The organism is Nocardioides cavernae (assembly GCF_016907475.1).
In the GTDB taxonomy this organism is placed as follows: Bacteria; Actinomycetota; Actinomycetes; order Propionibacteriales; family Nocardioidaceae; genus Nocardioides; species Nocardioides cavernae.
This window is the reverse complement of sequence record NZ_JAFBCA010000001.1, coordinates 71,868-96,146: the sequence shown is the minus strand read 5'-3', so window position 1 is coordinate 96,146 and position 24,279 is coordinate 71,868. Positions and strand designations below refer to the sequence as shown.

The following is a 24,279-nucleotide window of genomic DNA, read 5'->3' as shown; positions in this document are numbered from 1 at the left end:
CGGTGGCTCGCGCTGACGTCCCTCATCCCCGTGATGGGACGACGGTGGCACCCGCCGCGGACGGAGGACACATGAGAGACGCACTACGTGACGGCTTGAGCACGATCGCCGAGTTCGTGCCCAAGCTGGCACTGTTCCTGGTCATCCTGGTCGTCGGCATCATCATCGCCAAGGTCATCGCCAAGGCCCTGAACGCGCTGCTCGAGCGGGCCGGCTTCGACCGGGCCGTCGAGCGCGGCGGGATCAAGCGGGCTCTGTCGAACTCGAAGATGGATGCGAGCGACATCGTCGCCAAGCTCATCTACTACACACTGCTGCTGTTCGTGCTCCAGCTCTCCTTCGGCGTCTTCGGTGCGAACCCGATCAGCCGTCTGATCGAGGACGTCATCCGGTTCCTGCCGAGCCTCGTCGTCGCGATCATCATCCTCGTCGTCGCGGCGTCCATCGCGGCCGCGGTCAAGGGACTGTTGGAGAACATGATCGGCGGCCTGTCCTACGGCCGCGTGCTGGCCAATGTCGCTTCGGCGTTCATCATCTTCCTCGGCGTCGTCGCGGCGCTCAACCAGGTGGGTGTCGCCACCACCGTCACCATGCCGGTGCTGGTCGCCATCCTGGCCACCGTTGCGGGCGTCATCATCGTCGGAGTCGGCGGCGGACTCATCCGCCCGATGCAGCAGCGGTGGGAGGGCTACCTGACCACCGCGGAGCGTGAGGCTCCGCGGATGAAGGCGCACGCCGAGAACGCCCCGTCCGTGCGCGACCAGGCGAAGTCCGCTGCCCAGGACCTCGCTCCCTCCGGCACCGCCGGGAGCCACGCCACCAGCGCCACCAACGGAAGCACCGCGGTCTACGACCAGAGTGCCGACCAGGACATCGACGGCACGGGCTACGGCTCCACGCCGCGCCAGTACTGAGCACGAGACCGGCACCGCCATCCTCGGCGGTCTCACCGGATGCGTTTCCACCGCAAGGTTGATCGCACCGGACTGGTCGTCTGATCCGTCCACCCACGGGCCGCCCGTCGCTCCTCCTGAGGAGGGACGGGCGGTCCTTCTCGTGCGCCGGAAGCGGCGTACGCCTCGGCCCGAGGGCGCAGGGTCGGAGGAAGGTCCACGGCGCACCCGCAGGATGACCGAAGATTGACCCCGTGACCCACGACCCGACCCACGACCGCGTGTTCGGCCAGGTGCCCGACGGACGTGACGTCCGCCTGCTGACGATCGGTGCCGATCCCGGGCCGGTGGTCGAGGTGCTGACGCTGGGCGCGACGGTCCACCGGCTGGTGGTGACGTGCGGTGACGGGGAGCGGCGCAACGTCGTGCTCGGGCACCCGGACGCCGAGGAGCGGCTCACGAGCGGCGACTACATCGGCGGGACCATCGGGCGGTACGCCAACCGCATCGCCGGCGGCCACTTCACCCTCGACGGCCGGGACGTCGAGGTCCGCACCCACGACCGGGGCAACAGCCTGCACGGCGGCCCCGAGGGGTTCGACGTACGCCTGTGGGACGTCGCGTCGCACGACGCCGACGAGCTGGTGCTGTCGTTGGTGAGCCCGGACGGGGACCAGGGGTTCCCGGGGACCGTCTCTGCGCGGGTCCGCTACCGGGTGGAGAAGGACACCGTCCGCGTCACGATGGAGGCGACGACTGACGCCCCCACGGTGGTCAACCTGACTAACCACGCCTACTTCGACCTCGACGGTGAGGGCGCAGGCACGATCGACGGCCACGAGCTGCTCGTCGAGGCCGACGAGCTCACCCCGGTCGACGCGACCGGCATCCCGCTCGGCGGCCATGTCCCCGTCGACGGCACGCCCTTCGACTTCCGCAGCCCGAAGCCCATCGGATCGGCGTTGCGCACGGAGCACCCGCAGGTCGTCGAGGCCCGCGGCATCGACCACAACTACGTCGTGCGCGGAACCGGCCTGCGTCGCGCCGCAAAGCTCGCCTCGCCGAGGACGCGCACCACCGTCGAGCTGTGGAGCGACCAGCCGGGCCTGCAGGTCTACACCGGCAACTTCCTCGACGGCACCCGCCGCTCGACCAGCGGCGGCCGCTACCGCCAGGGCGACGGCGTCGCGCTCGAGCCGCAGCTGTTCCCCGACTCGCCGAACCGGCCCGAGTGGCCGTCGGCGACGCTGCGGCCGGGGGAGACGTACGCCGCCCACCTCGAGTGGCGCTTCGGGACGACTGCCTGACCGGGGCGGCATAGTCGGCGGGGTGCGTGCGTTGAGGCACACCACACGTCCCCGACGAAGGAGAAGCGCGATGCGTGCCGTGGTCTACACCGAGACAGGCGACAGCTCGGTCCTCGAGGTGGTCGAGCGCGAGGCGACCGAGCCGGGACCGGGCGAGGTCCGGGTGCGGATCGTCCGCGCCGGCGTCAACCCGACCGACTGGAAGTTCCGCGCCGGCGGCATGGGCGAGCTCGCCTTCCCCGAGGTCGTGCCCGGCCAGGACGGCTCCGGTGTCGTCGACGCGGTCGGCCCCGACGTCGACGGCCTCGCGGTGGGCGACCGGGTCTGGACGATGCTCGCGCAGCACCGGCGCCCCGGCGGCACCGCGCAGGAGCTGGTCGTGCTCCCCGTCGGCCACCTGACCACGCTGCCCGAGGGGGCGTCGTACGACGTGGGCGCCTCGCTCGGCGTCCCGGCGATCACCGCCCACCGCGCCCTGACCACCTCCGAGGACGGGCCCGACCGGCTCGCCCCGGGCGCCCTGTCCGGGCGGACCGTGCTCGTCGCCGGCGGCGCAGGCGCGGTCGGCAACGCAGCGATCCAGCTCGCGCGGTGGGCCGGAGCGACCGTCATCGCCACGGTCAGCAGCGACGACAAGGCGCGGCTCGCGACCGCCGCCGGTGCGCACCACACGGTGAACTACCGCGGGGGCGACACCGCCGACGCCGTCCGCGCCCTGGCGCCCGACGGCGTGGACATCGTCGTCGAGGTGGCACCCGCGCAGAACCTCAAGCTCGACCTGCGTGTCATCAAGCCGCGCGGCACCATCGCGATCTACGCCAACAACGGCGGCGACGAGGTGAGCATCAGCGTCCGCGAGACGTTCTCGACCAACGCCCGCTTCCAGTGGGTGCTGCTCTACACGGTCGGGGAGGCGGCGCTGCGCGCGGCGGCCGACGACATCACGGCCGCGGTCGCCGACGGCGCCTACGGGGCCGGCGAGGACCACGGGCTGCCGCTGCACCACTACCCGCTCGAGCAGACCGCCGAGGCCCACGCGGCCGTCGAGGACGGTGCGGTCGGCAAGGTGCTGATCGACCTCAGCGACGCCTGACCGACGACGCTCCTGCGAGACAGAGGAGGGCGGCGGTCAGGCAGGCGGTGACGGCGCCGGCGACGTCGAGCCACAGGTCGAAGCCGACCGCTCCGACCGCCTGGCCGACCGCCAGCGCGACGAAGAGCACCGACGTCCCGCGACCGGCCGCCTCGGGCCACGCGTCCCGCGCCCACAGGATCAACACGCCCGACAGGCACATGTAGCCGGCGCCGAAGCACGCCATGGCGACGTACGCCGGCCACGCGAGGCCGAGGCCGACCGCGCCGGCCAGGGCGACGGAGGCGACGGCCACCGCGCCGACGGACCAGGCCCAGGCCCGCGCCAGCCCGCGGCGCTCGACGAGCCGACCGGTCAGCGGACCAAGGAGCCCGCCCAGCCCGAGCGCGATCCACAGGAACCCGACGCTGCCGTCGTCGACCGGCCCCGGCCCGGTCGCGATGAGCGGGCCGTAGGACCACAGGAGCGCCGAGCCCGCCCCGACGACCACCGCCGCGGCCGCCGGCGTCGCGAGGGGGTGCCAGTCGTACGACGTCTCGCTGGCCGCCGCGGCCGGTTCGCCGAGACCGGCGCGGCCGCGCACGAGCAGGAGCACGCCGGCGGCGGCGAGGGCGTTGAGCGCAGCCATGGTCCACCAGGCGCCGGCGGTGGACGGGACCGCGAAGGCAAGGGCGCCGGCGACGACGACACCGACCGCCGTCCCGGTGTTGACCAGGGACTGGGCGGTCGCGGCCGCGTGGGGCGGGGTGACGGCGTCGACGAGGCGCACCAGGGCAGGCGACGCGAGGCCCGCGCCGGTCCCGCCCAGGAAGACGAGGGCGACGAACCAGCCCGGTGACGCGGTCGTCGCGACGCCGATGCAGCCCAGCGCGGCGGTGGTCCCTGCGACCAGCACGGCGGCGCCGGGCCGGCGGTCCGAGACCCGGGCCGCGACCGACGCAGCGACCGAGTACGACACGAACTGGGCCGCGGCCGCCCAGCCGACGACCGGTGCCAGTGCCGGACGCTCGGCGACGAGACGCGGTGCGAAGAGCCCGACGCCGAACCGCGCCATGCCGTACGTCGAGGCGATCAGCAGGGTGCCCGCCAGCGCGACAGCGACGCTCCTCGCGGCGGAGCGCTGCTCGACGTGCGCCTCGGTGACCATAACGACCGTTCTACCATAACGAGCGTTATGCTGCAGGTGTGGCCAGGACCGACACCCGCGAGCGCATCCTCGACACCGCCGAGCGGCTCTTCTTCGTCGACGGCATCGGGGTGACCGGCGTCGACCGCGTCGCGTCCGAGGCGGGCGTCGCCATCGCCACGCTCTACCAGCACGTCGGCAGCAAGGACCGGCTCCTGTCAGCGGTGCTGGAGCGCCGGCTCGCGGCCTGGACCTCCCAGTGGGAAGCCTCGATCGCGGCGGCCGGCTCGCCGCGGGACCGTGTGCTCGCCCTCTTCGACGCGCTGGTCGAGTTCCGCCGCACGTCGGGCACGACCCAGTGGTGCTGCTTCCTCGCGACCGCGTCCGAGCGCCCGCGAGACGGAACGGACGACCCCGTCCTGCGCCTCGTCGAGGCCGACACCACCGCCCTGGTGGAGCGGTTGCGCGAGCTCGTCGACGACGCGGGCCTCGCCGATCCGGAGGCGACGGTCGCCCGGCTCGTCGTGGTCTACAACGGCGCCCTGGCCAGCCTGCTGCGCGGCGCGCCGGCCGATCCGCTGACCGAGGCGCGAGCCATCGCCGAACTGGTCCTGCCGGCAGCGTCCTGATTGCCGCACGTGCGGCGGATGTCACCCCCGCGTGCCGGGATCGAGGGCAACAACTGCCGCACGTGCGCGACAGCCTGCATAACGTAGGCAGTTCGGGCGTACGTCTGGTGCGCCGAGCGCGAGGTGAGCGGGCTGCCGGTTGAACTGCCTACGTTGGTCGCGTCCAGGTCTCGTGACGGGCGCGGGGCGCCCTCCTCGACCAGCGACCGAAGCGGCGTGCGCCTCAGAACACCTGGGGCACGAAGGTCTGCTCGTGCAGCGGCGGCCGGACGTAGGGGATGTCGCGGACCTCGGGCAGCTCGACGCGCGGCGGCGCCACGTCCTCGTAGGCGAACTGCGAGAGCAGGTGGCTGATGCAGTTGAGCCTCGCCGCGCGCTTGTCGTCGGACGGGACGACGTACCAGGGCGCCTGCTTGATGTCGGTGTACTGGAAGGTGGTGTCCTTCGCCATCGAGTAGCGGACGTAGAGCTCGCGCTCGGCGAGGTCCATGTCGGACAGCTTCCACCGCTTGAGCGGCTCGTCGTTGCGGGCCTCGAAGCGGCGTCGCTGCTCCTCGGCACTCACGGAGAACCAGTACTTCAGGACCACGATCCCCGAGCGCACCAGCATCCGCTCGAACTCCGGGCAGCTGCGCAGGAACTCCTGGTGCTCCTCCTCGGTGCAGAAGCCCATCACCCACTCGACGTTCGAGCGGTTGTACCAGCTGCGGTCGAGCAGGACCATCTCCCCGCCGGCCGGAAGGTGCTCGACGTAGCGCTGGAAGTACCACTGGGTGCGCTCGCGGTCGGTCGGCCTCGGCAGCGCCGCGATCCGCACCGTGCGCGGGCTGGTGCGCTCGGTGATCCGCTTGATCACGCCGCCCTTGCCGGCCGAGCCACGGCCCTCGAAGACCACCAGGACCTTGAGCCCCTGGGACTGGATCCAGTACTGCAGCAGCACCAGCTGCTCCTGCAGCCGCTCCATCTCGGTGTCGTACGCCGACCTCCGCAGGCGTCCCGCGGAGTTGTAGCGCTCGTCGTCCCCGGCCATCGCCCCTCCGCTCGTCGTACGGCGTGGTGGCACCGAGACTACGGCGCGCGGAGGTCAGGCGGCGAGACGGTTGAGGACGGTCGTCATGTCGTCCTCGGTGTCGCTGCCGATCTTCTCGAAGACGATCTTCATGACCGGGTCGGCGACCTTGGCCGCCCCCTTGAGCTCGATGACCGCCTCGTAGGTGATGCGGCTGCCCGGACCGTCGGGGCTCGGCACGACCGTGATCGTGTCCACGGAGCGCGCGGTGTCGTTGTGCCCGACCAGCGTGATCGTGTCGTCGGTCAGCTCCTGGAGCGTGTAGGTCAGCTCGGTCGTCACGCCGGCGATCTTCGAGACGTTGTGCCACGACGAGCCCACCTGGACGGGGCCGGAGTCGTGCCGCGTGCACGACTCGGTGCCGGGGTCCCACTGCTCGGCGTTGCCGAAGTCCTTGAGGTAGTCGATGACGACAGCGGGCTGAGGGTGGACGTCGAAGGTGCGGCTGACGGTGGTCATGGCTTCGACACTAGGCAGACGCCTCGGCAGCACAGACCGCCCGAAGGGGTGCGCTCTGCACCCTTGTCCGCGCAGGCTCGGATCGGGTCAGATGGAGCCCATGTCACCCGACCTGCCGGACCTGCCCGGAGCGGCCGACCACCTCGAGCTGTGCCTGCGCCTCGCCGAGGAGGCGCTCGGGGACGGGGACGGCGCCTTCGGCTCGGTGCTGGTGGACGCCTCGGGTGCCGTCCTGCGCAGCGGGCGCAACCGCGAGGTCTCCGGCTCTGACCCGACGGCCCACCCCGAGCTCGAGCTCGCGCAGTGGGCCGCCGCCCACGTGCCCGAGGAGGAGCGCGCGGGCTGCGTCGTCTACACCTCGGGCGAGCACTGCCCGATGTGCGCCGCCGGCCACGCGTGGGTCGGGCTCGGGTCGATCGTGTACGCCGCCTCGTCCGCGCAGCTCTCGCAGTGGCGGGCCGGGTGGGGGCTGCCCGCCTCGCCGGTCGCCGCGCTGCCGATCACCGACGTCGCCCCGGGCGTGAGCGTCCACGGACCCGTGTCGCCGTACGACGACCGCGTCCGTGAGCTGCACCGGCGCGGGCTCGACGGCAGCTGAGGCCCGCCCTCAGGGCAGGATCGCGTCGACGTACCCGCCGTCCACCCGCAGCGCACCGCCCGTGGTCGCGGAGGCGAGCGGGGAGCTGAGGTAGGTCACCATCGCGGCGATCTCGTGGGGCTCGATGAGTCGCTGGAGCAGCGACTGCGGACGGTGCTTCGTCATGAACTCGCGCTGCGCCTCGTCCCACGGGAGGTCGTCACCGACCAGGCTGCGCACGAAGTCCTCGACGCCGCCGGTGTGGGTCGGCCCGGCGATGACGGAGTTCACGGTCACGCCCGTCCCGGCGGCCTCCTTCGCGAAGCCGCGCGAGACCGCCAGCAGTGCCGTCTTGGACATGCCGTAGTGGATCATCTCGACCGGTGTCACGACGGCCGAGTCGCTGGCGATGTAGAGGATCCGGCCCCAGCCGCGCCGCGCCATCTCCGGCAGGTGGTGTCGGGTCAGCCGGACGCTCGCGAGGACGTTGACCTCGAAGACCCGCCGCCACTCCTCGTCGGTGATCTCCAGCGCCGGCCGGCTCTCGAAGATGCCGAGGTTGTTGACCAGCGCGTCGACCTCCGGCATCGCCTCGACCGCCGCGGCGAAGCCGTCGTCGGTGGCGACGTCGGCCACGACGGGTACGACGTCCGCGCCGTGGACCGCGGCCCGGAGCTCGTCGACCGCCCGGCCGACCGACTCCTCGGACCGCCCGTTGACGCCCACCCGGGCGCCCGCGGAGGCGAGGCCTTGGGCGATCGCCAGGCCGATGCCCTGGGTGGATCCGGTGACGAGGGCGCTCTTGCCGGTGAGGTCGATCTGCATGCGATCGACCGTAGCGCGGGCCGGCGGCCTGCCACGATGGGCGCCATGCCGGACACCGTCTTCACCGACGCACGCGTCTTCAACGGCTTCCGCCACCTCGGGGACGTCGGCGACGTGCTCGTGCGCGACGGCCGCGTCGCATCCGTCGGGGGCTCGCTGCGCACTCCCAGCGCCGAGGTCGTCGACTGCGGCGGGGCGCTGCTCCTGCCGGGCTTCACCGACGCACACGTCCACCCGGTGCAGGGCGGGCTCGAACGGCTGACCTGCGACCTCAGCGGCCTGCCGATCGACCGCGCCGCCTACCTCGCCCACGTGGCGTCGTACTCCGACTCCCGTCGTGACCTCGACTGGGTGCAGGGCGGCGGCTGGGCGATGGCGGCCTTCCCGGACGGGCTCCCGACCGCGGCCGAGCTCGACTCCGTCGTCGCCGACCGCCCCGCCGCGCTGGTCAACCGCGACCACCACGGCATATGGGTCAACAGCCGCGCGCTCGAGGTCGCCGGCATCACCCGCGACACCCCCGACCCGGCCGACGGCCGCGTCGAGCGGGACGCCTCGGGCGAACCGACCGGCGTGCTGCACGAGGGTGCGATGGGCCTCGTGCTAGCGGTGCTCCCGACGGCGACGGCCGACGAGCTCCACGCCGGGCTGCTCGAGGGCCAGCGCCACCTGCTCTCACTCGGGATCACCGGCTGGCAGGACGCCATCGTGGGGGCCTACGCCGGCATGCAGGACACCGGACCGACCTACCTGCGCGCTGCCCGTTCGGGCGACCTCGTGGCCTCGGTGGTCGGGGCGCTGTGGTGGGAGCGCGACCGCGGGCTGGAGCAGGTCGCCGAGCTGGTGGAGAAGCGGACGGCGTACTCCCACGGGCGGTTCGCCGCGACCTCGGTGAAGATCATGCAGGACGGTGTCGCGGAGAATGGGACCGCGGCCCTGGTCGAGCCCTACCTCGACCGGTGCGGGCACACGACGACCAACACGGGCCTCTCCTTCGTCGACCCGGTCGCGCTGCGTGGCATCGTCGGTGCTCTCGACGAGGCCGGTTTCCAGGTGCACGTCCACGGGCTCGGCGACCGCGGCGTCCGCGAGGCCCTCGACGCGCTCGAGGGCACCGAACCGCTGCACCGCCACCAGATCGCGCACCTGCAGCTGGTGCACCCGGCCGACGTGCCCCGGTTCGCGGAGCTCCAGGTCGCGGCCAACATCCAGGCGCTCTGGGCCTGCTTCGACGACCAGATGGTCGACCTCACCATCCCGTTCCTCGGCGAGGACCGGGCGGCGCGGCAGTACCCCTTCGGCGACCTCCACCGCGCCGGCGCCCGCCTCGTCGCCGGCAGCGACTGGCCGGTGAGCACGCCCAACCCGCTCGAGGCGATCCACGTCGCGGTCCACCGGATGGCGTACGGGGAACCCGGGCGTACCGGGAGCGAGCCGTTCCTCCCCGATCAGTCCCTCTCCCTCGAGGTCGCCCTCGCGGCCTACACCTCCGGGTCGGCGTGGGTGTGCCACCGCGACGACGCCGGGATGGTCAAGCCCGGCGCGGTCGCCGACCTCGTCCTCCTCGACCGCGACCCCTTCGACGCCCCCGACGAGATCGGCGCCGCCCGGGTCGAGCGGGTGTGGATCGGGGGAGAGGTGGTCACTCCGTGACCTCTCGCCTCGCCGCAGTCCTGTGGGACATGGACGGCACCCTCATCGACAGCGAGCCGATCTGGATCGCCCAACAGTTCGTGCTGGCCGAGAAGCACGGCGGGACCTGGTCGCAGGAGCAGGGACTCGCGCTCGTCGGCGCGGACATGCAGGACACCGCGGTCGCGATGCAGACGGCGGGCGTGGACATGGAGGCGGCCGTGCTCGTCGCGACGCTCGAGCGCGCGGTGATCGACTCGCTGCGCCAGAGCGTGCCGTGGCGGCCCGGAGCGCGGGAGCTCCTCACCGAGCTGAGGCTCGAAGGCATCGCGTGTGCCATCGCCACCACCTCCTCCAACGAGATGGCGTCGCTCGTCGCCGCAGCCGCGCCCGAGGGCGCGATCACCGTGGTCGTCGGGTCCGAGGACGTCACGCGGACCAAGCCATCGCCCGAGCCGTACCTCCGCGCGGCCGAGCTGCTCGGCGTACGTGCCTCCGACTGCGTCGCGATCGAGGACTCGGCCAACGGGCTCGCGTCGGCGATCGCGTCGGGCGCGACCAGCATCGCGGTGCCGAACGACGCGGTCCTGCCGGAGCGCGGTGACTTCGTCGTGTGGCCGACGCTCGCGGGCAGGACCGTCGCCGACCTCCGGGCACTCGTGCGCTGAGGCGGTCGCTAACCTCGAAGCCATGGCTCCGAACATCGCGACGAACACCGAGGTCGGGCTCGACGAGCTGCTGGAGTTCGTACGCCCGCGCCACCGCATGCTGCTGATCACTGAGCGGTCCGACGGCAGTCCGCAGGCCTCGCCGGTCAGCGGCGGCGTCGACGACGGCGGCCGCATCGTCGTCGCCACCTACCCGCAGCGCGCGAAGACGAAGAACGCGCGGCACCGGCCGGGCGTCTCCGTCGTCGTCCTCTCCGACGAGTGGGACGACGCGTGGGTGCAGGTGGACGGCACGTGCGAGGTGCTCGACGCGAGCGAGGGGGAGGAGGCGCTCGACGCGTTCGTCGACTACTTCCGCTGCATCGCCGGCGAGCACTCCGACTGGGAGGAGTACCGGCAGGCGATGGTCGACCAGGGCAAGTCGCTGCTCCGGATCACCCCGACCCGCTGGGGCACCGTCTCCACCGGCGGCTTCCCGCCCGAGGTGGCCGCGCGACGCTAGACATCTGAGCTTCGCGCCGGATGTCACGATGAGGGGCATGCAGACCACCGCTCGCGAGCCCGCCTGGAAGGGGGCCGCGCTCGTCACCGCCGGGTTCGTCGTGCTGCTGTGGCTGCTCGAGCTCTTCGACGCCGCGACGGGCAACCCGCTCGACGCGTACGGCATCCAGCCCCGCAGCGAGGACGGGCTGGTCGGGGTGGCGCTCGCGCCGACCCTGCACTTCGGCTTCGACCACCTGGTCAGCAACACCGTCCCGGTGCTCGTGCTCGGCTTCCTCACCCTCGCGACCGGCCTGGCCCGCGGGCTCGCCGCGACCGCGATCATCTGGGTCGTCGGCGGGCTCGGCGTCTGGCTCTTCGCGCAGCCGGGCAGCACCCACGCCGGGGCGTCGGTGCTGATCTTCGGGTGGATCGTCTACCTGATCGTCCGCGGCATCCTCAACCGTCGCACCGTCGAGATCTTCATCGGGGTCGCGGTCTTCCTGCTCTACAGCGGCGCGCTGCTCGGCGTCCTCCCCGGCCAGCCGGGCGTCTCGTGGCAGGGCCACCTCTTCGGGGCGATCGGCGGCTTCATCGCCGCTCGAGTGCTGACCACCCGGCGGCGCAGTGAGTCGAGCATCACGTACTGATCGGTAACAAACGCCGGACGGGTCCGTCTCCGGCTCCTAGCCTGCCCGTCATGCGCGCCCTCGCCCTCCGCCCCCTCGTCCCCGCCGCACTCCTCGCCGTCCTGCTCGTCCCCGCCCTCGCCGCCTGTGGTGGTGCCGACGCCACCACCGAGGCGTCCGAGTCGGCCTCGCGGGCCGAGGACGAGGCGCTCGCCGACTGGGAGTCGGCGCTCGAGGACGAGCTCGGCACCGGCACCTTCGACTTCGCCGCCCTGCGGCAGACCGCGGCCGCCGACTGCGTACGCACCGACGCCGGCGACTGGACCGTCGAGCTGGCGCTCAGTGGCGACCTCTCCACCTCGACCCTCACCCGCATCGGCCTCGAGCACGCCTGCGCCGAGGTGGTCCCGGCCTTCGACGAGGCCGTGGCCACCGTCGAGCAGGCGGACGACCCGCTCGACCTGGTCTGCGGCCCCGACGTCGAGCTCTCGGCCGAGGCGGCCCTCTCCGCCGACCTGGTCTGCGCCAACCGCTAGGCGGCCATCACGCTGCCCGGTCAGTCGGGGGGCGTATGCACTCCACCCCTGAGGGGTACACCTCAGTCACGCCGGGGGTCGTCCCGCCACGACCTCGGCGAACCAGCGCGGGACCCGCCGGTCCTGACCTTCCGTACGCCGTGGAGGTGACTCCGGCGGGTTTCGTACGCATGCCCATACGTCACCGCCCGCGCGGGTGTGGTGTGGCCTGTGCCGTCGGAGGAGCATCGAGGGCTCAGGCAACACCGATGTGCCGAGGGGATCGTCATGGAGCTGCTGCCGCAGAGTCGGGAGGCGCTGGACGAGTACGTGACGTCGTCCATCGACGACATGGAAGGCCTGCTGCGCGTGATCGAGGGCTGGGCCGTGCGCTCGGTGCCGGACTGTGTCGCGCTCAGCGTCACGCTGCTCGACGAGGACCTGACCTTCACCCTGGTCGACAGCGACGCCACCGGCGCGCCCGTGCAGGACGGGGTCGCCGCGCAGGAGACTCGCGAGGCAGGGCCCGGCCCGCCACCGGGTGAGGCCCACCCCCTCGACGAGCTGGACTGGGCCGACATGGCCCGCGAGCGGGCGTTCGGCTCCATCGCCAGCACCGTGTGCCTGCCGGTGGTGGAGGAAGGACGCGCGGTGCTCAACATCGACCTCTACGCCTCCACGGCCCACGCGTTCAGCGACCGGATCGACGGCCTCGTCGAGGCGCTGGGAGCCTGGCAGGCGGGCGCGGTCACCAACGCGGACCTCGGGTTCGAGACCCTCCGCCGTGCGCAGCACGCACCCGCGAGGCTCCGCGAGCAGCGGCTCATCGACGTGGCCGTGGGCCTCGTCGCGGCGCGGATGGCGGTGACCACGGACATGGCGGCACTGATGCTGAGCGAGGCCGCCGAGCGTGCCGGCGTCTCCGAGTCGGACGCGGCCTGCGTGGCCCGGGTCCTGCTGGCCTAGGGCTTCACCTTCCGGGGCGCATGCGACCCGCCCATCGGGGTACTGCGGGCCATGCAACAGCGACCTATTGCCCCCGTCACCCGCCACGTCAAGGTGGCGATCATGGAGGAGAGCGAGCTCGTCGTCCACGGCCTCCGCGCCATGCTCGAGCCCCACTCCGCGCTGATCACCGTGGTGGCACACCGGGCCGACGGTCCGGCGCCCCTGTGCGACCTCACGCTCTACGAACCCCACCGCCGCACCGCCGGCGTACGCCCCGCTCCGCAGCGCTTCCCGACCCGCATGGTCGCCTTCGGCTGGGACTGCAGCCCCGAGGCGGTCTCCACCGAGATGTCGCGCGGTGCCGCCGGCTTCGTCAGCAAGTGGCTACCGGCCCGGCGCCTCGTGTGGAACCTGCTGCAGGTGGCTGACGGCCGCGTCGTCGTCGATGCGTGGACCGGCCAGGCCGAGGTGGAGAAGGCGGCGGCCGAGAAGTGGCCGCTGACCCAGCGGGAGACCGAGGTGCTCTCGATGATCGCGGCCGGCAAGGCCAACCGCGACATCGCCGAGGAGACCAACCTGAGCATCAACTCCGTGAAGTCCTACATCCGTGGCGCCTACTCCAAGATCGAGGTGACCTCGCGCTCGCAGGCCGTGCTCTGGGCCATCCAGCACGGGCTGCTGATGTCCCACGAACCTGAGCAGGCCCGCCCCCGCGTGAGCGCCCACGCCGCACGCTGACGACCCGGTTCGGCCAGGTCCTCGCGGCCCTCAGTCGTCGTACTCGGGGTCGCCTTCGACGTCCGCCGGCCTGGCCTCGTGGCCCTCTCGTCCGCGCGTGCGTCGCAGCTCCTTCATCTCCGCCTCGAAGACGTGGCGTTGCCCCTCCATGAGCTCGTCGAGGACCCGCTGGTGCAGGCCCTTGGCGCGGGCGTAGAAGCCGTCGTCGAAGGCCTCGACCATCTGGAAGGACCACATCCCCGGCAGCGGGTTCTGGCCGAGCACGTCGCGGTCCATCGCGTCGGCGATGTCGTCGTGTCCCGCCTCGCGCACCAGGTCCTCGGCCTCCTCGAGCGTCGACTCGGCGCTGCCCATGAGGCGGTGGAAGGCGTAGAGGTGGCCGCGCGCGTCCTCGACGTGGTCGAGGGCCGCCGACAGCTTGCCGACCGCCTCGACGGTCGCGTCGGTGACGTCGTCGGGCCGCCGGTGCTCGGGGGAGGGCTGGTCGTCCATGCCTCCGAGGTTCACAGACGGCGAGGGGCTGCCACCACCTGCCAACGGGCGGGTCAGTGGGGCGCGATGGGGCCGGAGATCGTGCGGGCGACGACCCGGGCGGCCAGGTCACGCAGCTTGGTGTTCTCCTGGGACGACAGCCGCCGCAGCACGTCGAAGGCGCGGTCCTCGTCGATGCCGTAGCGCTCCATCAGCATGCCGAGCGCCTGACCGATGACGGTGCGCGACTCGAGGGCCGTGGCGAGCTGCTCGTCGTTGACCGAGCGCGCCAGCGCGACCGCCGCCATCGCCGCGATGATCTGGCCCTGCTGGACGTCCTCCTCGGTGAAGGCGCGCGGCTTCGTGGAGTAGACGTTGAGGGCCCCCCACGTGCGGTCGGGACGGGTGAACAGCCGGAAGCTGAGGCTCGATCGGATCCCGAGCGCGTTCACCATGGCGCGTCCCCACGCCGGCCAGCGTGGGTCGGTGGCGAGGTCGTGGACGACGACGGTCGCGTGGTCGCGGATCGACGCGCGGCACGGACCCCCGCCCAGCTCGTACTGCGCCTCGTCGAGCAGTCGCAGCCGCTCGTTGGTCGCGACCGGGGTGCGGATCCGGTCGCGCTCGACGATCGAGATGCCGACGTAGTCGCAGGACTCGAAGAATTCCGGGGCCATGTCCACCAGGCACCGCAGGGTGTGGGGCGGGTCGGACTGGGCGTCCAGCTCTCGCACGGCGTCGGCGAGCTGGCGCTCGAAGACGTCGTTCATCGCGGCCCTCCCAGGGGGTGGAATCGGTGACTTCCACGGTGCCACCGGGCGACCGGCTCCGGCAAGACACACGTCAGGTGCTCATCCCCCGTGCACGCCGGGGTCTCTCGCGCGCGGGCGCATGGAAGGGGCCGTCCGGGGCACTGGCAGGCACAACCACACGCACGAGCGAACGCACGCACGACGGACCGAGGAGGTCTTCGCTTCCATGAAGGCAGTCACGTGGCAGGGCAAGCAGGACATGCAGGTCAAGGAGGTCCCGGACCCGGTCATCCAGGAACGCACGGACGTCGTCATCGAGGTGACGTCGACCGGGCTGTGCGGATCGGACCTTCACCTCTACGACCCGCTGGCGCCGTTCATGACGACGGGCGACATCGTCGGCCACGAGCCGATGGGCATCGTGCGCGAGGTCGGGTCTGCGGTCACGACCTTGGCGCCCGGCGACCGCGTGGTGGTGCCGTTCAACATCAGCTGCGGCACCTGCTGGATGTGCTCGCGCGGCCTCCACAGCCAGTGCGAGACCACCCAGAACAGGGACACCGGCACCGGCGCGAGCCTGTTCGGCTACAGCAAGCTCTACGGGCAGGTGCCCGGCGGCCAGGCGGAGCTGTTGCGGGTGCCCTTCGGTGACACGCTGCCGATCAAGGTGCCGCACGGCCCGACGGACGACCGCTTCCTGTTCCTCTCCGACGTGCTGCCCACCGCGTGGCAGGCCGTCGAGTACGCCGACGTCGAGGACGGCGGCACGCTCCTGGTCGTCGGCTCCGGCCCGATCGGCGACATGGCGGCCCGGATCGCCCTGCACCGGGGCCTGCGGGTCATCGTCGTCGACTCCGTGCGGGAGCGGCTCGCACGCGTGCACGGCCGCGGCGCCGAGACGATCGACTTCACCGAGGTCGACGGGGTGGGCGACGCCGTCCGCCAGCTCACCGACGGCCGTGGCGCCGACGGCGTGATCGACGCCGTCGGGATGGAGGCGCACGGGTCGCCGGTCGCCGAGACCGCCCAGAAGGCGCTCGGCCTGCTGCCCAAGAAGGTGCAGGAGAAGGTGATGCTCAACTTCGGCGTCGACCGCCTCGCCGCCCTCATGAGCTGCATCGACAGCGTCCGTCGCGGCGGCACCATCAGCATCTCGGGCGTCTACGGCGCCCCCACCGACCCGCTGCCCATGTTCCAGCTGTTCGACAAGCAGGTGCAGGTGCGGATGGGCCAGGCCAACGTCCGCCGCTGGAGCGACGACATCCTCGCGCTGCTCGAGCAGGAGGAGGACGTGCTGGGCGTCGAGTCGTTCGCCACCCACCACCTGCCGCTCGACGACGCCCCCGAGGCCTACCGGAAGTTCCGCGACAAGGAGGACGGCATGGTCAAGGTGGTGTTCACGCCGTGAGGCTGCCCAAGCCGCGCGGCGGGCTGAGCGAGTGGCTCGTCGCCCGGCTCGCCGAGCCGGGGCTCACCGGCTCGGCACCCGGGGCGGACTCGTGGGACGACGAGTCGATCGCGCTCTGGACGCTGCACGAGCTGTCGTTCCGCGGCTTCGAGGACGCCGACGACCGCGCGGAGTGGGACCCCGACTTGCTCGGCGTACGCCGTGACCTCGAGACCGCACTTGAGGACCGGCTGCGCGAGCGATGGGTGGAGGCCCGCGTCGAGGCGACGCCCGCGGCCGCCGACGTACCCACCGTCCTCGAGGACCTCGTCGCCGCCGACGACGGACCCTCGCTGGCCGACTTCGTGCGCCGGCGCGCCGACCGCGACCAGGTGCTCGAGCTGCTGCGGCAGCGCTCGGTCTACCACCTCAAGGAGTCCGACCCGTCGGCCTTCGTCGTGCCGCGGCTGCCCGTGCGGGCCAAGGCCGCGCTGATGGCGCTGCAGTTCGACGAGTACGGCGACGGCGACCCCAACCGGCTTCACTCCCACCTCTTCGCGCGCGGCCTCGAGGCCGTCGGCCTCCGGGCGGAGTACGGCGCCTACGTCGACGACGCCGTCGCGGAGAACCTCGAGATGAACAACGCCGGTTCCCTCTTCGGCCTGCACCGCCGTCTGCGCGGCGCGGCGATGGGGCACCTCGCGGCGTTCGAGATGACCAGCTCGCTGCCCTCGCGCAAGATGGTGCAGGGGCTCGACCGGCTGGGGCTCGAGGGTCCGATGTCGGCCTACTACGACGAGCACGTCGAGGCCGACGCGATCCACGAGCACCTCGCCGCCCGCGACATCTGCGGCACCCTCGCCGACGACGAGCCCGAGCAGGCGGCCGAGATCCTCTTCGGCGCCTTCACCTGCCTCGACGTCGAGGCACGCTTCGCGACCGCGATGCTCGGGGCGTGGGAGGCCCAGCGGTGAGCGAGCGCGACTTCGACCACCCCGACGTGGTGCTCGTGCCGCACGGCCCGATGCTGCTCCGCGGCGCCGAGTCCGTGCAGGACCTCGAGGGCACGGTCCACGCCGTCGACCGCCCCGTCGTCGCCCTCTGCCGCTGCGAGAAGTCGAGCCGCCTGCCCTGGTGCGACGGGACCCACAAGGTCATCCCGCGCTGACGAACTCCGCGCCCCGAGCGGTGCGTGAGCCACATTCCTGCCCCGGCGAATGTGGTTGGGACACCGCCCACCGCAACGTCGGCGGTACGCCGTCAGGCGCGGTCGATGCGCGCGAGCACCCCGCGCACCTGCTGCCGCACCTCCACCATCGCGAGCCGGCCGTCGGCGAAGCAGGGTTCCCGGCGCAGGGCGTCGGTCTGGGCGCGGGTGCCGACCTGGAGCACGGCCGAGCCGCCGGGGGAGAGGTGGTCGTCGATGACCGCGAGGCAGGCGCGGGCGACGTCGAGGCCGTCGTCGCCGCCGTCGATGGCGGTGAGCGGGTCCTCGGGGTAGCGGGAGGTCTGCTCGCGCGGCACCCAGGGCGGGTCGGCGATGATCACCGGGAACGTCTCATCGGGCGCGAGCGCACCCTCAAGCCGCCCCTCGCGCACCTCGACCCGCTCGGCCATCCCGGCGGCGGCGGCGTTGGCCCGGGCGAAGTCGCACGCCACGGGGTTGGCGTCGACGCAGAGCAACCGGCGGCCGGAGGCGGCGACCGCGAGCAGACCGATGTGGCCGGCGCCCGCGCAGAGCTCGAGCACCGTCCCGCCGGGAGCGGTGGCCATCAGGTCGGCCGCCCACTCCGACTGCGCGGCCGTCCACTCCCGTGGCCGCAGCACGCGGTCGTCGTACGCGATCGTCAGGGTGCCGAAGGCGAGGTGGTCGGTCATCTGCGGATCCTTCGGTGCCAGAGGGCGGCGCGGGCGGCGTTCGCACCGGCCGCCCCGTGGACGCCGCCGCCGGGGTGCGCGGAGGCGGAGGCGAGGTAGAGCCCCGGCAGGCCGGTCGACGCGCGGCCGCGCATCGCCGGGACGGGCCGGAAGACCAGCTCCTGGTGCAGCTGCGACGTGCCGCCGTTGACGGCACCACCGACCAGGTTGGCGTTGCGGGCCTCGAGCTCGTGCGGCCCGAGCACCCGGCGCTCGAGGACCAGGTCGCCGAACCCGGGCGCGCGCGCCTCGATCCGCGCCTGCATCCGGTCGGCGAAGCGCTGCGCGTCGTCGTGGCCCCACGCGCCGGTGATCTCGTCCGCAGCGTCGCGGCGGGTCTCCCCCGGCTGCGGGACGTGAGTGTAGGCCCAGAACGACTCGGTGCCGGCGGGGGACCGGGTGGGGTCGCTCGACGTCATCTGGCCGGTCAGCAGGAACGGCCGGTGCGGCACCACGCCCGACGAGACCTGGGCCAGGGTCTCGGTCATCTCCTCAACGGAGTCGGCGATGTGCACCGTGCCCGGCGCGCGGTCCGGCCGGTTGGTCCACGGCACGGGTCCGGAGAGCGCCCAGTCCACCTTCACGGTGCCGGGGTCGAGCTCGAAGTGGCGCATGCCGCGCACGACTCGCGCGGGCAGGTGCTCCTCGGCGACCAGCCGGCCGAAGAGGTGGGTGGCCGACACGTCGGCGAGCACGGCGCGGGTGGCGTACGACTGCCCGTCGCGGGTGCGTACGCCGGCCACGCGGCCGTCGCGGACCTCGACGGCCGTCACCTCGGCGTCGGTGACCAGCTCCGCGCCGAGGGAGGTGCAGCGCGCGACGAGGGCCTCGGTCAGCTGCTGGGCGCCGCCCCGAGGGACGGGGAAGCCGACGGTCTGGCCGAGCATCGTCATCAGCACGCCGAAGACCCCCGAGCCGGGTGAGGCGAGGGGGAAGTCGGCGTGGCCGGCGTTGCCGTTGAGCAGCAGCTGGGCGGCGGGGCCGGAGAAGAGCTCGCGGCCGAGCGAGGCGACCGGGGTCGCCAGTCGCCGCACGGTGTCGAGCCCGCCGGTCCGGGCCAGCGCCGGCACCAGCCGGGCTCCCGCGCGCACCGGAGGGAAGGGGGAGGTGAGCCCGTCGACCAGCGCCGGGCCGATGCGGTCCCAGGTGCGGCACAGCTCCAGCCAGGTGTCGCCGTCGCCCGCGTGGAGCGCGTCGAGGCCGGCCGCCGTGTCGTGGCGGTCGCGGTGCAGGACCGCCCACTGCCCGTCGCCGAAGGGGTGGCCGAGCACGGCCGGGGCGTGCTCCCACGTCAGCCCGTGCTCCTCCAAGCGCAGGTCGGTGATCGCGCGCGACGCCACGGCCAGCGGGTAGAACGCGCTGAACGTGTCGTGGACGAAGTCGGGGTACACCTCCCGGTCGCTGCGGACCGCACCGCCCGGCGTGGCCTGCGCCTCGAGCACCAGCACGCGCCAGCCGGCGTCGACCAGCAGGTTGGCGGCGACCAGCCCGTTGGGGCCGGCACCGACCACGACGGCGTCGTACGCGCCTGTCGAGCCGGCGCTCACTGCGTCCGGCCCTCCACCACGAAGGCCAGTCGTCGCAGGGTCTCGATGTTGCGCCAGTGCAGCTGGACGTCGCGCAGCGGCTTGGGCACGAGGAGACCGGGCCCGGCCGTCGCGTCCTCGGTGATGGTGACGACCGTGGTGTCTCCGGTGGACTGCAGGGAGATGTCGACGTGCGCCTGGCCGGCGGGCCAACCGCGGGCGAGCAGCAGGAGCCGCTCGCCCTCCTCGACCTCGACGACCTCCGTGGTGTCGTCGATCAGCAGCGGCCAGGTGCCGACGCTGTGGTGCAGCTTCGCGCCGACGGCGGGCCACGACGCGTCGACGTCGCGCATCCGGGACGCTCCGACGACGAAGAGGGGGTAGAGCCAGCCGTCGGCCAGCACCTCCCACACCTGCTCGGGCGTGGCGGACACGGATCGGGTCGTCGTGCTCATGGGGTCGTCTCCTTCGTGCTGCTCACAGCTGTCTCCCGGGTCCAGTTCCCATCCTCGCGGCGCACCAGTCCCCGACGCTCGAACTCCTCCAGCCATCCCGTCATCGGCCACTCGCCCCACCGCTCGTGGAAGAGCCGGCCGTTGCGCAGGATGTCGTCGAGGTGCTCGACCGGGGGGTTGCTGACCGGGTGGTGCTGGTGGTAGGCGCGGGCGCCGCCGACCCAGCCGAGGCCGATGCCGCGGGCGATCGCCGTACGACCCAGGTCGGTGTCCTCCCCGCCGTAGCCGGTGTAGCCCTCGCAGAAGCCGCCGAGGCGCTCCCACGTGCGCGGGTGCACGGCGAAGGACAACGACCAGAAGAGGTCGGGATCGTCGGACTCCAGCAGCTCGCCGGGCGCGGGGCTCGGTCGCGCCGGGTGCGGGTCGTCCCAGGCCGTGAGGTCGGCCGGGTCCTCGGGGTAGCCGCCCGGCGGGCGGGGAGGAAGGTAGGTCACCGGTCCCGACCAGATGCGCTCCGGCTGCGCCGTGACCACGTCGGCGTACGACGCCACGAGGCCGGCCGCGGCCAGGCAGTCGACGTCGAGGAGCACGACCACGTCGGCACCGGCGTCGATCGCGGTGCGGACGCCGAGGTTGCGGGCGGCGGCCAGTGGCAGGCCGCCCGCGGGTCCGCGACCGACGGCGACGACCTCGCGGACGAGCCCGTCGACCTGCTCCTCGACGATGGCTGGGTCGTCCATCGCGACCGTGAGGTAGTGGTCGGGCCGGACGGTGCCGCGGGCGAGCGAGCGGTGCTGGGCGGCGAGGTGCTCGTGGCGGCCGTGGGCGATCGTGACGACGGCGACGCGGGTCATCGGGCCGTCCTGTCTACGAGGCGCGCGCGGGTCTGCAGGACCACGTCGGCGAACCGGTCGGCGGCCCGGCCGTCGCACCACTCCGCCCAGCCGCGCGGGTCGAGGTCGGCTGCCCGGTCGAGCACGCCGGCCCACTCGTCGGCGGCGGGCCAGGCGGGTCGGACGACGGCCGGCCAGCCGTCGGCGAGCACGGTGCCGGTGGTCTGCTGCTCGTCGTGGGGTCGGTGCTGCGGCAGGAGGACCGCCGGCCGCCGGGCCGCCGCCGTCTCGGCGAGCGCGTTCTGTCCGGCGTGGGTGACCACCACGTCCGCGCCGGCGAGCACCGCCGACGGGTCGGCGACCCAGGTGCTCCGGTCGGCGCCGAGCACGTGCCAGCGCCAGTCGGGGGTGGCCGCCTGCGCGAGGCGTACGTCGTCGGCGGTGACGTCGTGGCCACCCGACCCGAGCAGCAGGGCGACCGTACGACCGGCTGCCGCGGCCGCGTGGACCGGCTCCGTGCGCACCGGGTGGCGCGACAGCGCCCCCACCGGCACCAGCCGCTCGCGCAGGTCGTCGGGCAGTCCGGGCGTCATGTCGCGCGCCGCGCGCGGCCAGAACCCGACCAGCGCTTCGGCGACGCCGAACCCCAGCAGGTGGGCGCGGTCGTCGCGGCGTCCGGGGAGGACCACGCCGACGGCGGGGATCCCGTGGAGGCGGGCGAGGAGCAGCACCTCGACGGACACGTCGACGACGAGCAGGTCGGGACGGGCGGTCTCCAGCCACGTGCTGAGGGCGGCGGCCCGGGAGCGGGTGCCGTCGTGCAGGACGGGAGCCCAGTGCAGGTGACCGTGGGCCGAGACGTCGCGGGGGTCGCCGTCGTCGTCGCGGGGCAGCCGCACCCAGTCGCCCTCCCAGCCGTCGGGCCGGGGCAGGGACGACAGTCCGGTCACGCCGATGCCGTCGCGCCGCAGCCGGGCGGCGAGCACCTCGGCACGGTGGCGGTGCCCGCTGCCGACGTGGTGGACGTAGTAGCCGACGACCCCCGTGGCGTCGTCGCGGGTCACGCCGCGTCGTCCTGGCGGGTGAGCTCGGCATAGATGTCGAGATAGCTCTCGACCATCGCGTCGGCGCTGCAGGTGGACTCGGCGTAGGCGCGCACGCCGTCCCGGTCGAGCCCGGCCGCGGCCACGACGGCCTCGGCGAGGGCCGCTGCGTCTCCGGGTGCCGCGAGCACGCCGCCCTGCGGCGACACGACCTGGCTGAGCCCACCGCGGGCGAAGGTCGCGACGGGGGTGCCGCTGGCCATGGCCTCGGCGGCGACGAGACCGTAGGGCTCGTCCCACATGGGCGTCACCACCGCCACCGACGCCCGGCGCAGCAGGGCGGAGAGGTCGCGCTGCGCGAGGTGCCCGGCGTAGTGGGCGTCGTCGCCCAGCAGCGGCGCGACCTCCCGGTCGAAGTAGGCCCGGTCCTGCACGGGCCCGGCCAGCACGAGCGGCACGCCCGCGATCCGGCAGGCCTCGATCGCGAGGTGGGGCGCCTTCTCCGGCACGATCCGCCCCGACCACACCGCCGGGCCGCCGCCGGGTCCGGCCGGCCAGTCGCGCAGGTCGAGCCCGTTGAGCACGACGTCGCTGTCGACCGCGTGGCGCCACGACTGCGCCGTCCACTCGCTCACCGCCACGAAGCGCGGCGGGCGCGGGCACAGGGCCAGCGCCGACTCGATCATCGGCAGGGGCGGGGTGTGGAGGGTGGTCACCATCGGGACGTCGACGGCCGCAGCCATCGCGATCGGCAGGTGGTGGAGGCTGTTGTTGTGCACGACGTCGTACTCCTCGGCGCCGGTGCGCGCGAGGGAGAGCATCAGGGCGAGGTAGGCGTGGTGCTCGGCGAGCCATCCCGGTCCGGGCGCGAACTTGTCGGCCATCGCGACGGTGCTGACCTGCACCGTCGACAGCGGCAGGAGGCGCACCGGCAGCGACGTGTCGGACCCGGGTCCGGCGAAGAGCGTGACGTCGTGCCCCCGCTCGGCCAGGCCGCGCGCGGTCGTCCAGGTCATCGACTCAAGACCGCCGGCGAAGGGCTCTCGGATGGGGAAGCGGCTGGAGGCGATGAGGCAGATCCTCACCGTCGACCACCCGCCACGGAGTCGTACACCCGGGCGTGGGCGGTGGCGACCTGCGCCCGCTGTCGCCGTCGCGCGTCGACGTCGATCGGGACGGCTGCGTGGTTCGCGTGGACCTCGCGCACGGCTGCCACCAGGCTGGCCGCGTCGAGGTGGTCCTCGTCGTGCTCGTAGGTCAGCACCGGTCCCTGGTCGGCGTAGTAGCCGCACGAGGGGGCGATGACGGCGGTCCCGAGGTCGCGACAGGCCTCGAGCCAGCCGCTGTGGGTGCCGAAGCGGTAGGGCAGGACCGACACGTCGAGGTCTGCCAGGTAGGCCCACAGCGCGTCGTCGTCGAGGAAGTCGTGGATGCGCAGGTCGACCTCACCGCGGGCCGCGTGGTGCTGGAGTGCAGCAGCGAGCTCGGCGTCGTACCTCGAGCCGTCGGGGAGGAGCACGTCACGGTGCCCGTTGACCTGCAGCACCGCGCCCGGCAGGTCGCGGACGGCATCGACGAGCACGGGGAGCAGCGGGTGGGGGTGCATGCCGGCGCGCAGGCTCTTCACGTGCAGGCCAATGCGGAGCTCGCGGTGGCGCGGCTCACGTCCCAGCACCCCGCGCACGGCGGCGGCGCGGCGCATCACGTCGAGGGGTACGACGTGGGGGTGCGGCACCACGACCGCCTCGCGGCCCCAACGCGCCCGGATCTCGGCGGCGGCGCCCTTCGTCAACGTGATCAGCGCGTCGGCGGCCGGCACGAGGACGTCGAGGTGGCGGTCGTGCGCCTCGCGGTCGAGGTGGTGGGGGTTGCGCAGGTCGTGGACGGTGAAGACCAGCGGCTTGCCGCGTCGGCGGAGCGCGGCGACCAGCTCCTCGAGGTCCGCGGGGCTGCGGGCGTCGAAGCCGAAGTGGAGGTGGAAGACGTCGAAGTCGTGGTCCTCGACCCAGGCGGCGTCGAGCATGACCGGGGGCCACCACTGCTGCGTGGTGGCCGCGCCCGGAGGCGTGGGGTCGGGCAGGCGCACCGGACCCGAGCCGTCCTCGGGCGCGAGGTGACGGACGTACGCGTGGTTGGCGGGCACCGAGGCGATGACGAGGCGCCCGGTCCGCGGACGCGACACGGACGGCGCCGTGCGCGCCCCCGTGGTCATGTCGGAGGTGGTCACGCGCAGATGTACCCGCCCAGGTGGTGCCCATGCGGGAAGAAGGGCTCCGGAGGGCCGAAAATCCGCAAAATCCATCCCAG

28 protein-coding genes are annotated in these 24,279 nt (G+C 73.1%); 15 read left to right on the top strand and 13 right to left on the bottom strand.

Annotated features, from left to right (window positions below; genetic code table 11):
• The first annotated feature begins 95 nt into the window (after positions 1-95).
• The 3 genes from JOD65_RS00505 (at position 96) to JOD65_RS00495 (ending at position 3,293) form a co-directional block, all read left to right on the top strand.
• Positions 96-914 (top strand): mechanosensitive ion channel family protein, encoded by an 819-nt coding sequence (locus JOD65_RS00505; RefSeq protein ID WP_204810880.1) that lies wholly within the window; start codon positions 96-98, stop codon positions 912-914.
• A gap of 233 nt (positions 915-1,147) precedes the next feature.
• Entirely contained in the window at positions 1,148-2,200 is a 1,053-nt protein-coding gene (locus tag JOD65_RS00500) for an aldose epimerase family protein (protein WP_191194264.1), read from the top strand.
• Positions 2,201-2,270: 70 nt separating this feature from the next.
• The gene (locus tag JOD65_RS00495) at positions 2,271-3,293 is read left to right on the top strand and encodes an NADPH:quinone reductase (RefSeq protein WP_191194265.1); all 1,023 of its coding nucleotides are present in this window, start codon (positions 2,271-2,273) and stop codon (positions 3,291-3,293) included.
• Here the strand turns inward: JOD65_RS00495 and JOD65_RS00490 are convergent.
• The gene (locus tag JOD65_RS00490) at positions 3,280-4,440 is read right to left on the bottom strand and encodes an MFS transporter (RefSeq protein WP_191194266.1); all 1,161 of its coding nucleotides are present in this window, start codon (positions 4,438-4,440) and stop codon (positions 3,280-3,282) included. The two genes, JOD65_RS00495 and JOD65_RS00490, sit on opposite strands and share 14 nt — an antisense overlap.
• A 38-nt stretch (positions 4,441-4,478) precedes the next feature.
• On the opposite strand from JOD65_RS00490, the gene JOD65_RS00485 reads away from it, so the two are divergent.
• Complete coding sequence (locus JOD65_RS00485; RefSeq protein WP_191194267.1) at positions 4,479-5,048, top strand: TetR/AcrR family transcriptional regulator; 570 nt, start codon at positions 4,479-4,481, stop codon at positions 5,046-5,048.
• A gap of 223 nt (positions 5,049-5,271) precedes the next feature.
• Here the strand turns inward: JOD65_RS00485 and ppk2 are convergent, their stop codons facing one another.
• On the bottom strand, positions 5,272-6,078 hold the full coding sequence (gene ppk2 / locus JOD65_RS00480) for a polyphosphate kinase 2 (protein ID WP_191194268.1): 807 nt from the start codon (positions 6,076-6,078) through the stop codon (positions 5,272-5,274).
• Positions 6,079-6,132: 54 nt separating this feature from the next.
• Complete coding sequence (locus JOD65_RS00475; RefSeq protein ID WP_191194269.1) at positions 6,133-6,576, bottom strand: SRPBCC family protein; 444 nt, start codon at positions 6,574-6,576, stop codon at positions 6,133-6,135.
• A gap of 100 nt (positions 6,577-6,676) precedes the next feature.
• Between JOD65_RS00475 and JOD65_RS00470 the strand changes: the two genes are divergently transcribed.
• Positions 6,677-7,174: a nucleoside deaminase gene (locus tag JOD65_RS00470; RefSeq protein ID WP_191194270.1), complete on the top strand. Its 498-nt coding sequence runs from the start codon at positions 6,677-6,679 to the stop codon at positions 7,172-7,174.
• A gap of 9 nt (positions 7,175-7,183) precedes the next feature.
• On the opposite strand, the gene JOD65_RS00465 is transcribed toward JOD65_RS00470, so the two are convergent.
• A complete protein-coding gene (locus tag JOD65_RS00465) occupies positions 7,184-7,978 on the bottom strand; it encodes an SDR family NAD(P)-dependent oxidoreductase (protein WP_191194271.1) in 795 nt (264 codons plus the stop codon).
• Between the two features lie 45 nt (positions 7,979-8,023).
• Here JOD65_RS00465 and JOD65_RS00460 point away from each other — a divergent pair, with 45 nt between their 5' ends.
• The 7 genes from JOD65_RS00460 to JOD65_RS00430 all read left to right on the top strand — a co-directional run bounded on the left by JOD65_RS00460 (position 8,024) and on the right by JOD65_RS00430 (position 13,588).
• Positions 8,024-9,631, top strand: coding sequence for an amidohydrolase (locus JOD65_RS00460; RefSeq protein WP_191194272.1), 1,608 nt, complete (start codon positions 8,024-8,026; stop codon positions 9,629-9,631).
• Entirely contained in the window at positions 9,628-10,278 is a 651-nt protein-coding gene (locus JOD65_RS00455) for an HAD family hydrolase (protein WP_204810878.1), read from the top strand. Before JOD65_RS00460 ends, JOD65_RS00455 begins: the two co-directional genes overlap by 4 nt.
• Positions 10,279-10,300: 22 nt before the next feature.
• Complete coding sequence (locus tag JOD65_RS00450) at positions 10,301-10,780, top strand: PPOX class F420-dependent oxidoreductase (RefSeq protein WP_191194273.1); 480 nt, start codon at positions 10,301-10,303, stop codon at positions 10,778-10,780.
• A 37-nt stretch (positions 10,781-10,817) separates the two neighbouring features.
• Positions 10,818-11,408, top strand: coding sequence for a rhomboid family intramembrane serine protease (locus JOD65_RS00445; RefSeq protein ID WP_204810876.1), 591 nt, complete (start codon positions 10,818-10,820; stop codon positions 11,406-11,408).
• A 50-nt stretch (positions 11,409-11,458) separates the two neighbouring features.
• Entirely contained in the window at positions 11,459-11,923 is a 465-nt protein-coding gene (locus JOD65_RS00440; RefSeq protein WP_191194275.1) for a hypothetical protein, read from the top strand.
• 267 nt (positions 11,924-12,190) lie between these two features.
• Positions 12,191-12,868: a hypothetical protein gene (locus JOD65_RS00435; protein WP_191194276.1), complete on the top strand. Its 678-nt coding sequence runs from the start codon at positions 12,191-12,193 to the stop codon at positions 12,866-12,868.
• Positions 12,869-12,919: 51 nt separating this feature from the next.
• Positions 12,920-13,588 (top strand): response regulator transcription factor, encoded by a 669-nt coding sequence (locus tag JOD65_RS00430; RefSeq protein ID WP_191194277.1) that lies wholly within the window; start codon positions 12,920-12,922, stop codon positions 13,586-13,588.
• A gap of 30 nt (positions 13,589-13,618) precedes the next feature.
• Here the strand turns inward: JOD65_RS00430 and JOD65_RS00425 are convergent, their stop codons facing one another.
• Together JOD65_RS00425 and JOD65_RS00420 are read right to left on the bottom strand one after the other, a co-directional pair.
• A complete protein-coding gene (locus JOD65_RS00425; RefSeq protein WP_191194278.1) occupies positions 13,619-14,080 on the bottom strand; it encodes a hypothetical protein in 462 nt (153 codons plus the stop codon).
• A 53-nt stretch (positions 14,081-14,133) separates the two neighbouring features.
• Positions 14,134-14,829, bottom strand: coding sequence for a GAF and ANTAR domain-containing protein (locus tag JOD65_RS00420; protein WP_191194279.1), 696 nt, complete (start codon positions 14,827-14,829; stop codon positions 14,134-14,136).
• A gap of 208 nt (positions 14,830-15,037) precedes the next feature.
• Here JOD65_RS00420 and JOD65_RS00415 point away from each other — a divergent pair, with 208 nt between their 5' ends.
• Genes JOD65_RS00415 through JOD65_RS00405 form a run of 3 tightly spaced genes read left to right on the top strand, consistent with a single transcriptional unit; the run spans position 15,038 to position 17,366 of the window.
• Positions 15,038-16,219, top strand: a complete 1,182-nt coding sequence (locus JOD65_RS00415) for a zinc-dependent alcohol dehydrogenase (protein WP_191194280.1) — start codon at positions 15,038-15,040, stop codon at positions 16,217-16,219.
• Positions 16,216-17,172: an iron-containing redox enzyme family protein gene (locus tag JOD65_RS00410; protein WP_191194281.1), complete on the top strand. Its 957-nt coding sequence runs from the start codon at positions 16,216-16,218 to the stop codon at positions 17,170-17,172. Before JOD65_RS00415 ends, JOD65_RS00410 begins: the two co-directional genes overlap by 4 nt.
• Positions 17,169-17,366: a CDGSH iron-sulfur domain-containing protein gene (locus JOD65_RS00405; RefSeq protein WP_268109523.1), complete on the top strand. Its 198-nt coding sequence runs from the start codon at positions 17,169-17,171 to the stop codon at positions 17,364-17,366. Before JOD65_RS00410 ends, JOD65_RS00405 begins: the two co-directional genes overlap by 4 nt.
• A gap of 92 nt (positions 17,367-17,458) precedes the next feature.
• Here JOD65_RS00405 and JOD65_RS00400 read toward each other — a convergent pair whose 3' ends face one another.
• From JOD65_RS00400 to JOD65_RS00370, 7 genes are read right to left on the bottom strand one after another with little or no spacing between them, the layout of a single operon-like run.
• The gene (locus tag JOD65_RS00400; protein ID WP_191194282.1) at positions 17,459-18,076 is read right to left on the bottom strand and encodes a methyltransferase; all 618 of its coding nucleotides are present in this window, start codon (positions 18,074-18,076) and stop codon (positions 17,459-17,461) included.
• Positions 18,073-19,662, bottom strand: coding sequence for a phytoene desaturase family protein (locus JOD65_RS00395; RefSeq protein WP_204810873.1), 1,590 nt, complete (start codon positions 19,660-19,662; stop codon positions 18,073-18,075). Before JOD65_RS00395 ends, JOD65_RS00400 begins: the two co-directional genes overlap by 4 nt.
• Complete coding sequence (locus JOD65_RS00390) at positions 19,659-20,096, bottom strand: SRPBCC family protein (RefSeq protein WP_191194283.1); 438 nt, start codon at positions 20,094-20,096, stop codon at positions 19,659-19,661. Before JOD65_RS00390 ends, JOD65_RS00395 begins: the two co-directional genes overlap by 4 nt.
• Positions 20,093-20,950 carry a glycosyltransferase family 2 protein gene (locus JOD65_RS00385; RefSeq protein WP_191194284.1) on the bottom strand — a complete coding sequence of 286 codons (858 nt, stop codon included), beginning with the start codon at positions 20,948-20,950 and terminating at the stop codon, positions 20,093-20,095. Before JOD65_RS00385 ends, JOD65_RS00390 begins: the two co-directional genes overlap by 4 nt.
• Positions 20,947-21,993, bottom strand: a complete 1,047-nt coding sequence (locus tag JOD65_RS23870) for a glycosyltransferase (RefSeq protein ID WP_191194285.1) — start codon at positions 21,991-21,993, stop codon at positions 20,947-20,949. The genes JOD65_RS00385 and JOD65_RS23870 overlap by 4 nt, the downstream gene beginning before the upstream one ends.
• Positions 21,990-23,057 carry a glycosyltransferase gene (locus JOD65_RS23865; RefSeq protein ID WP_307820853.1) on the bottom strand — a complete coding sequence of 356 codons (1,068 nt, stop codon included), beginning with the start codon at positions 23,055-23,057 and terminating at the stop codon, positions 21,990-21,992. The genes JOD65_RS23870 and JOD65_RS23865 overlap by 4 nt, the downstream gene beginning before the upstream one ends.
• Positions 23,054-24,199 carry a glycosyltransferase gene (locus tag JOD65_RS00370; RefSeq protein WP_307820851.1) on the bottom strand — a complete coding sequence of 382 codons (1,146 nt, stop codon included), beginning with the start codon at positions 24,197-24,199 and terminating at the stop codon, positions 23,054-23,056. Before JOD65_RS00370 ends, JOD65_RS23865 begins: the two co-directional genes overlap by 4 nt.
• Positions 24,200-24,279 lie beyond the last annotated feature (80 nt).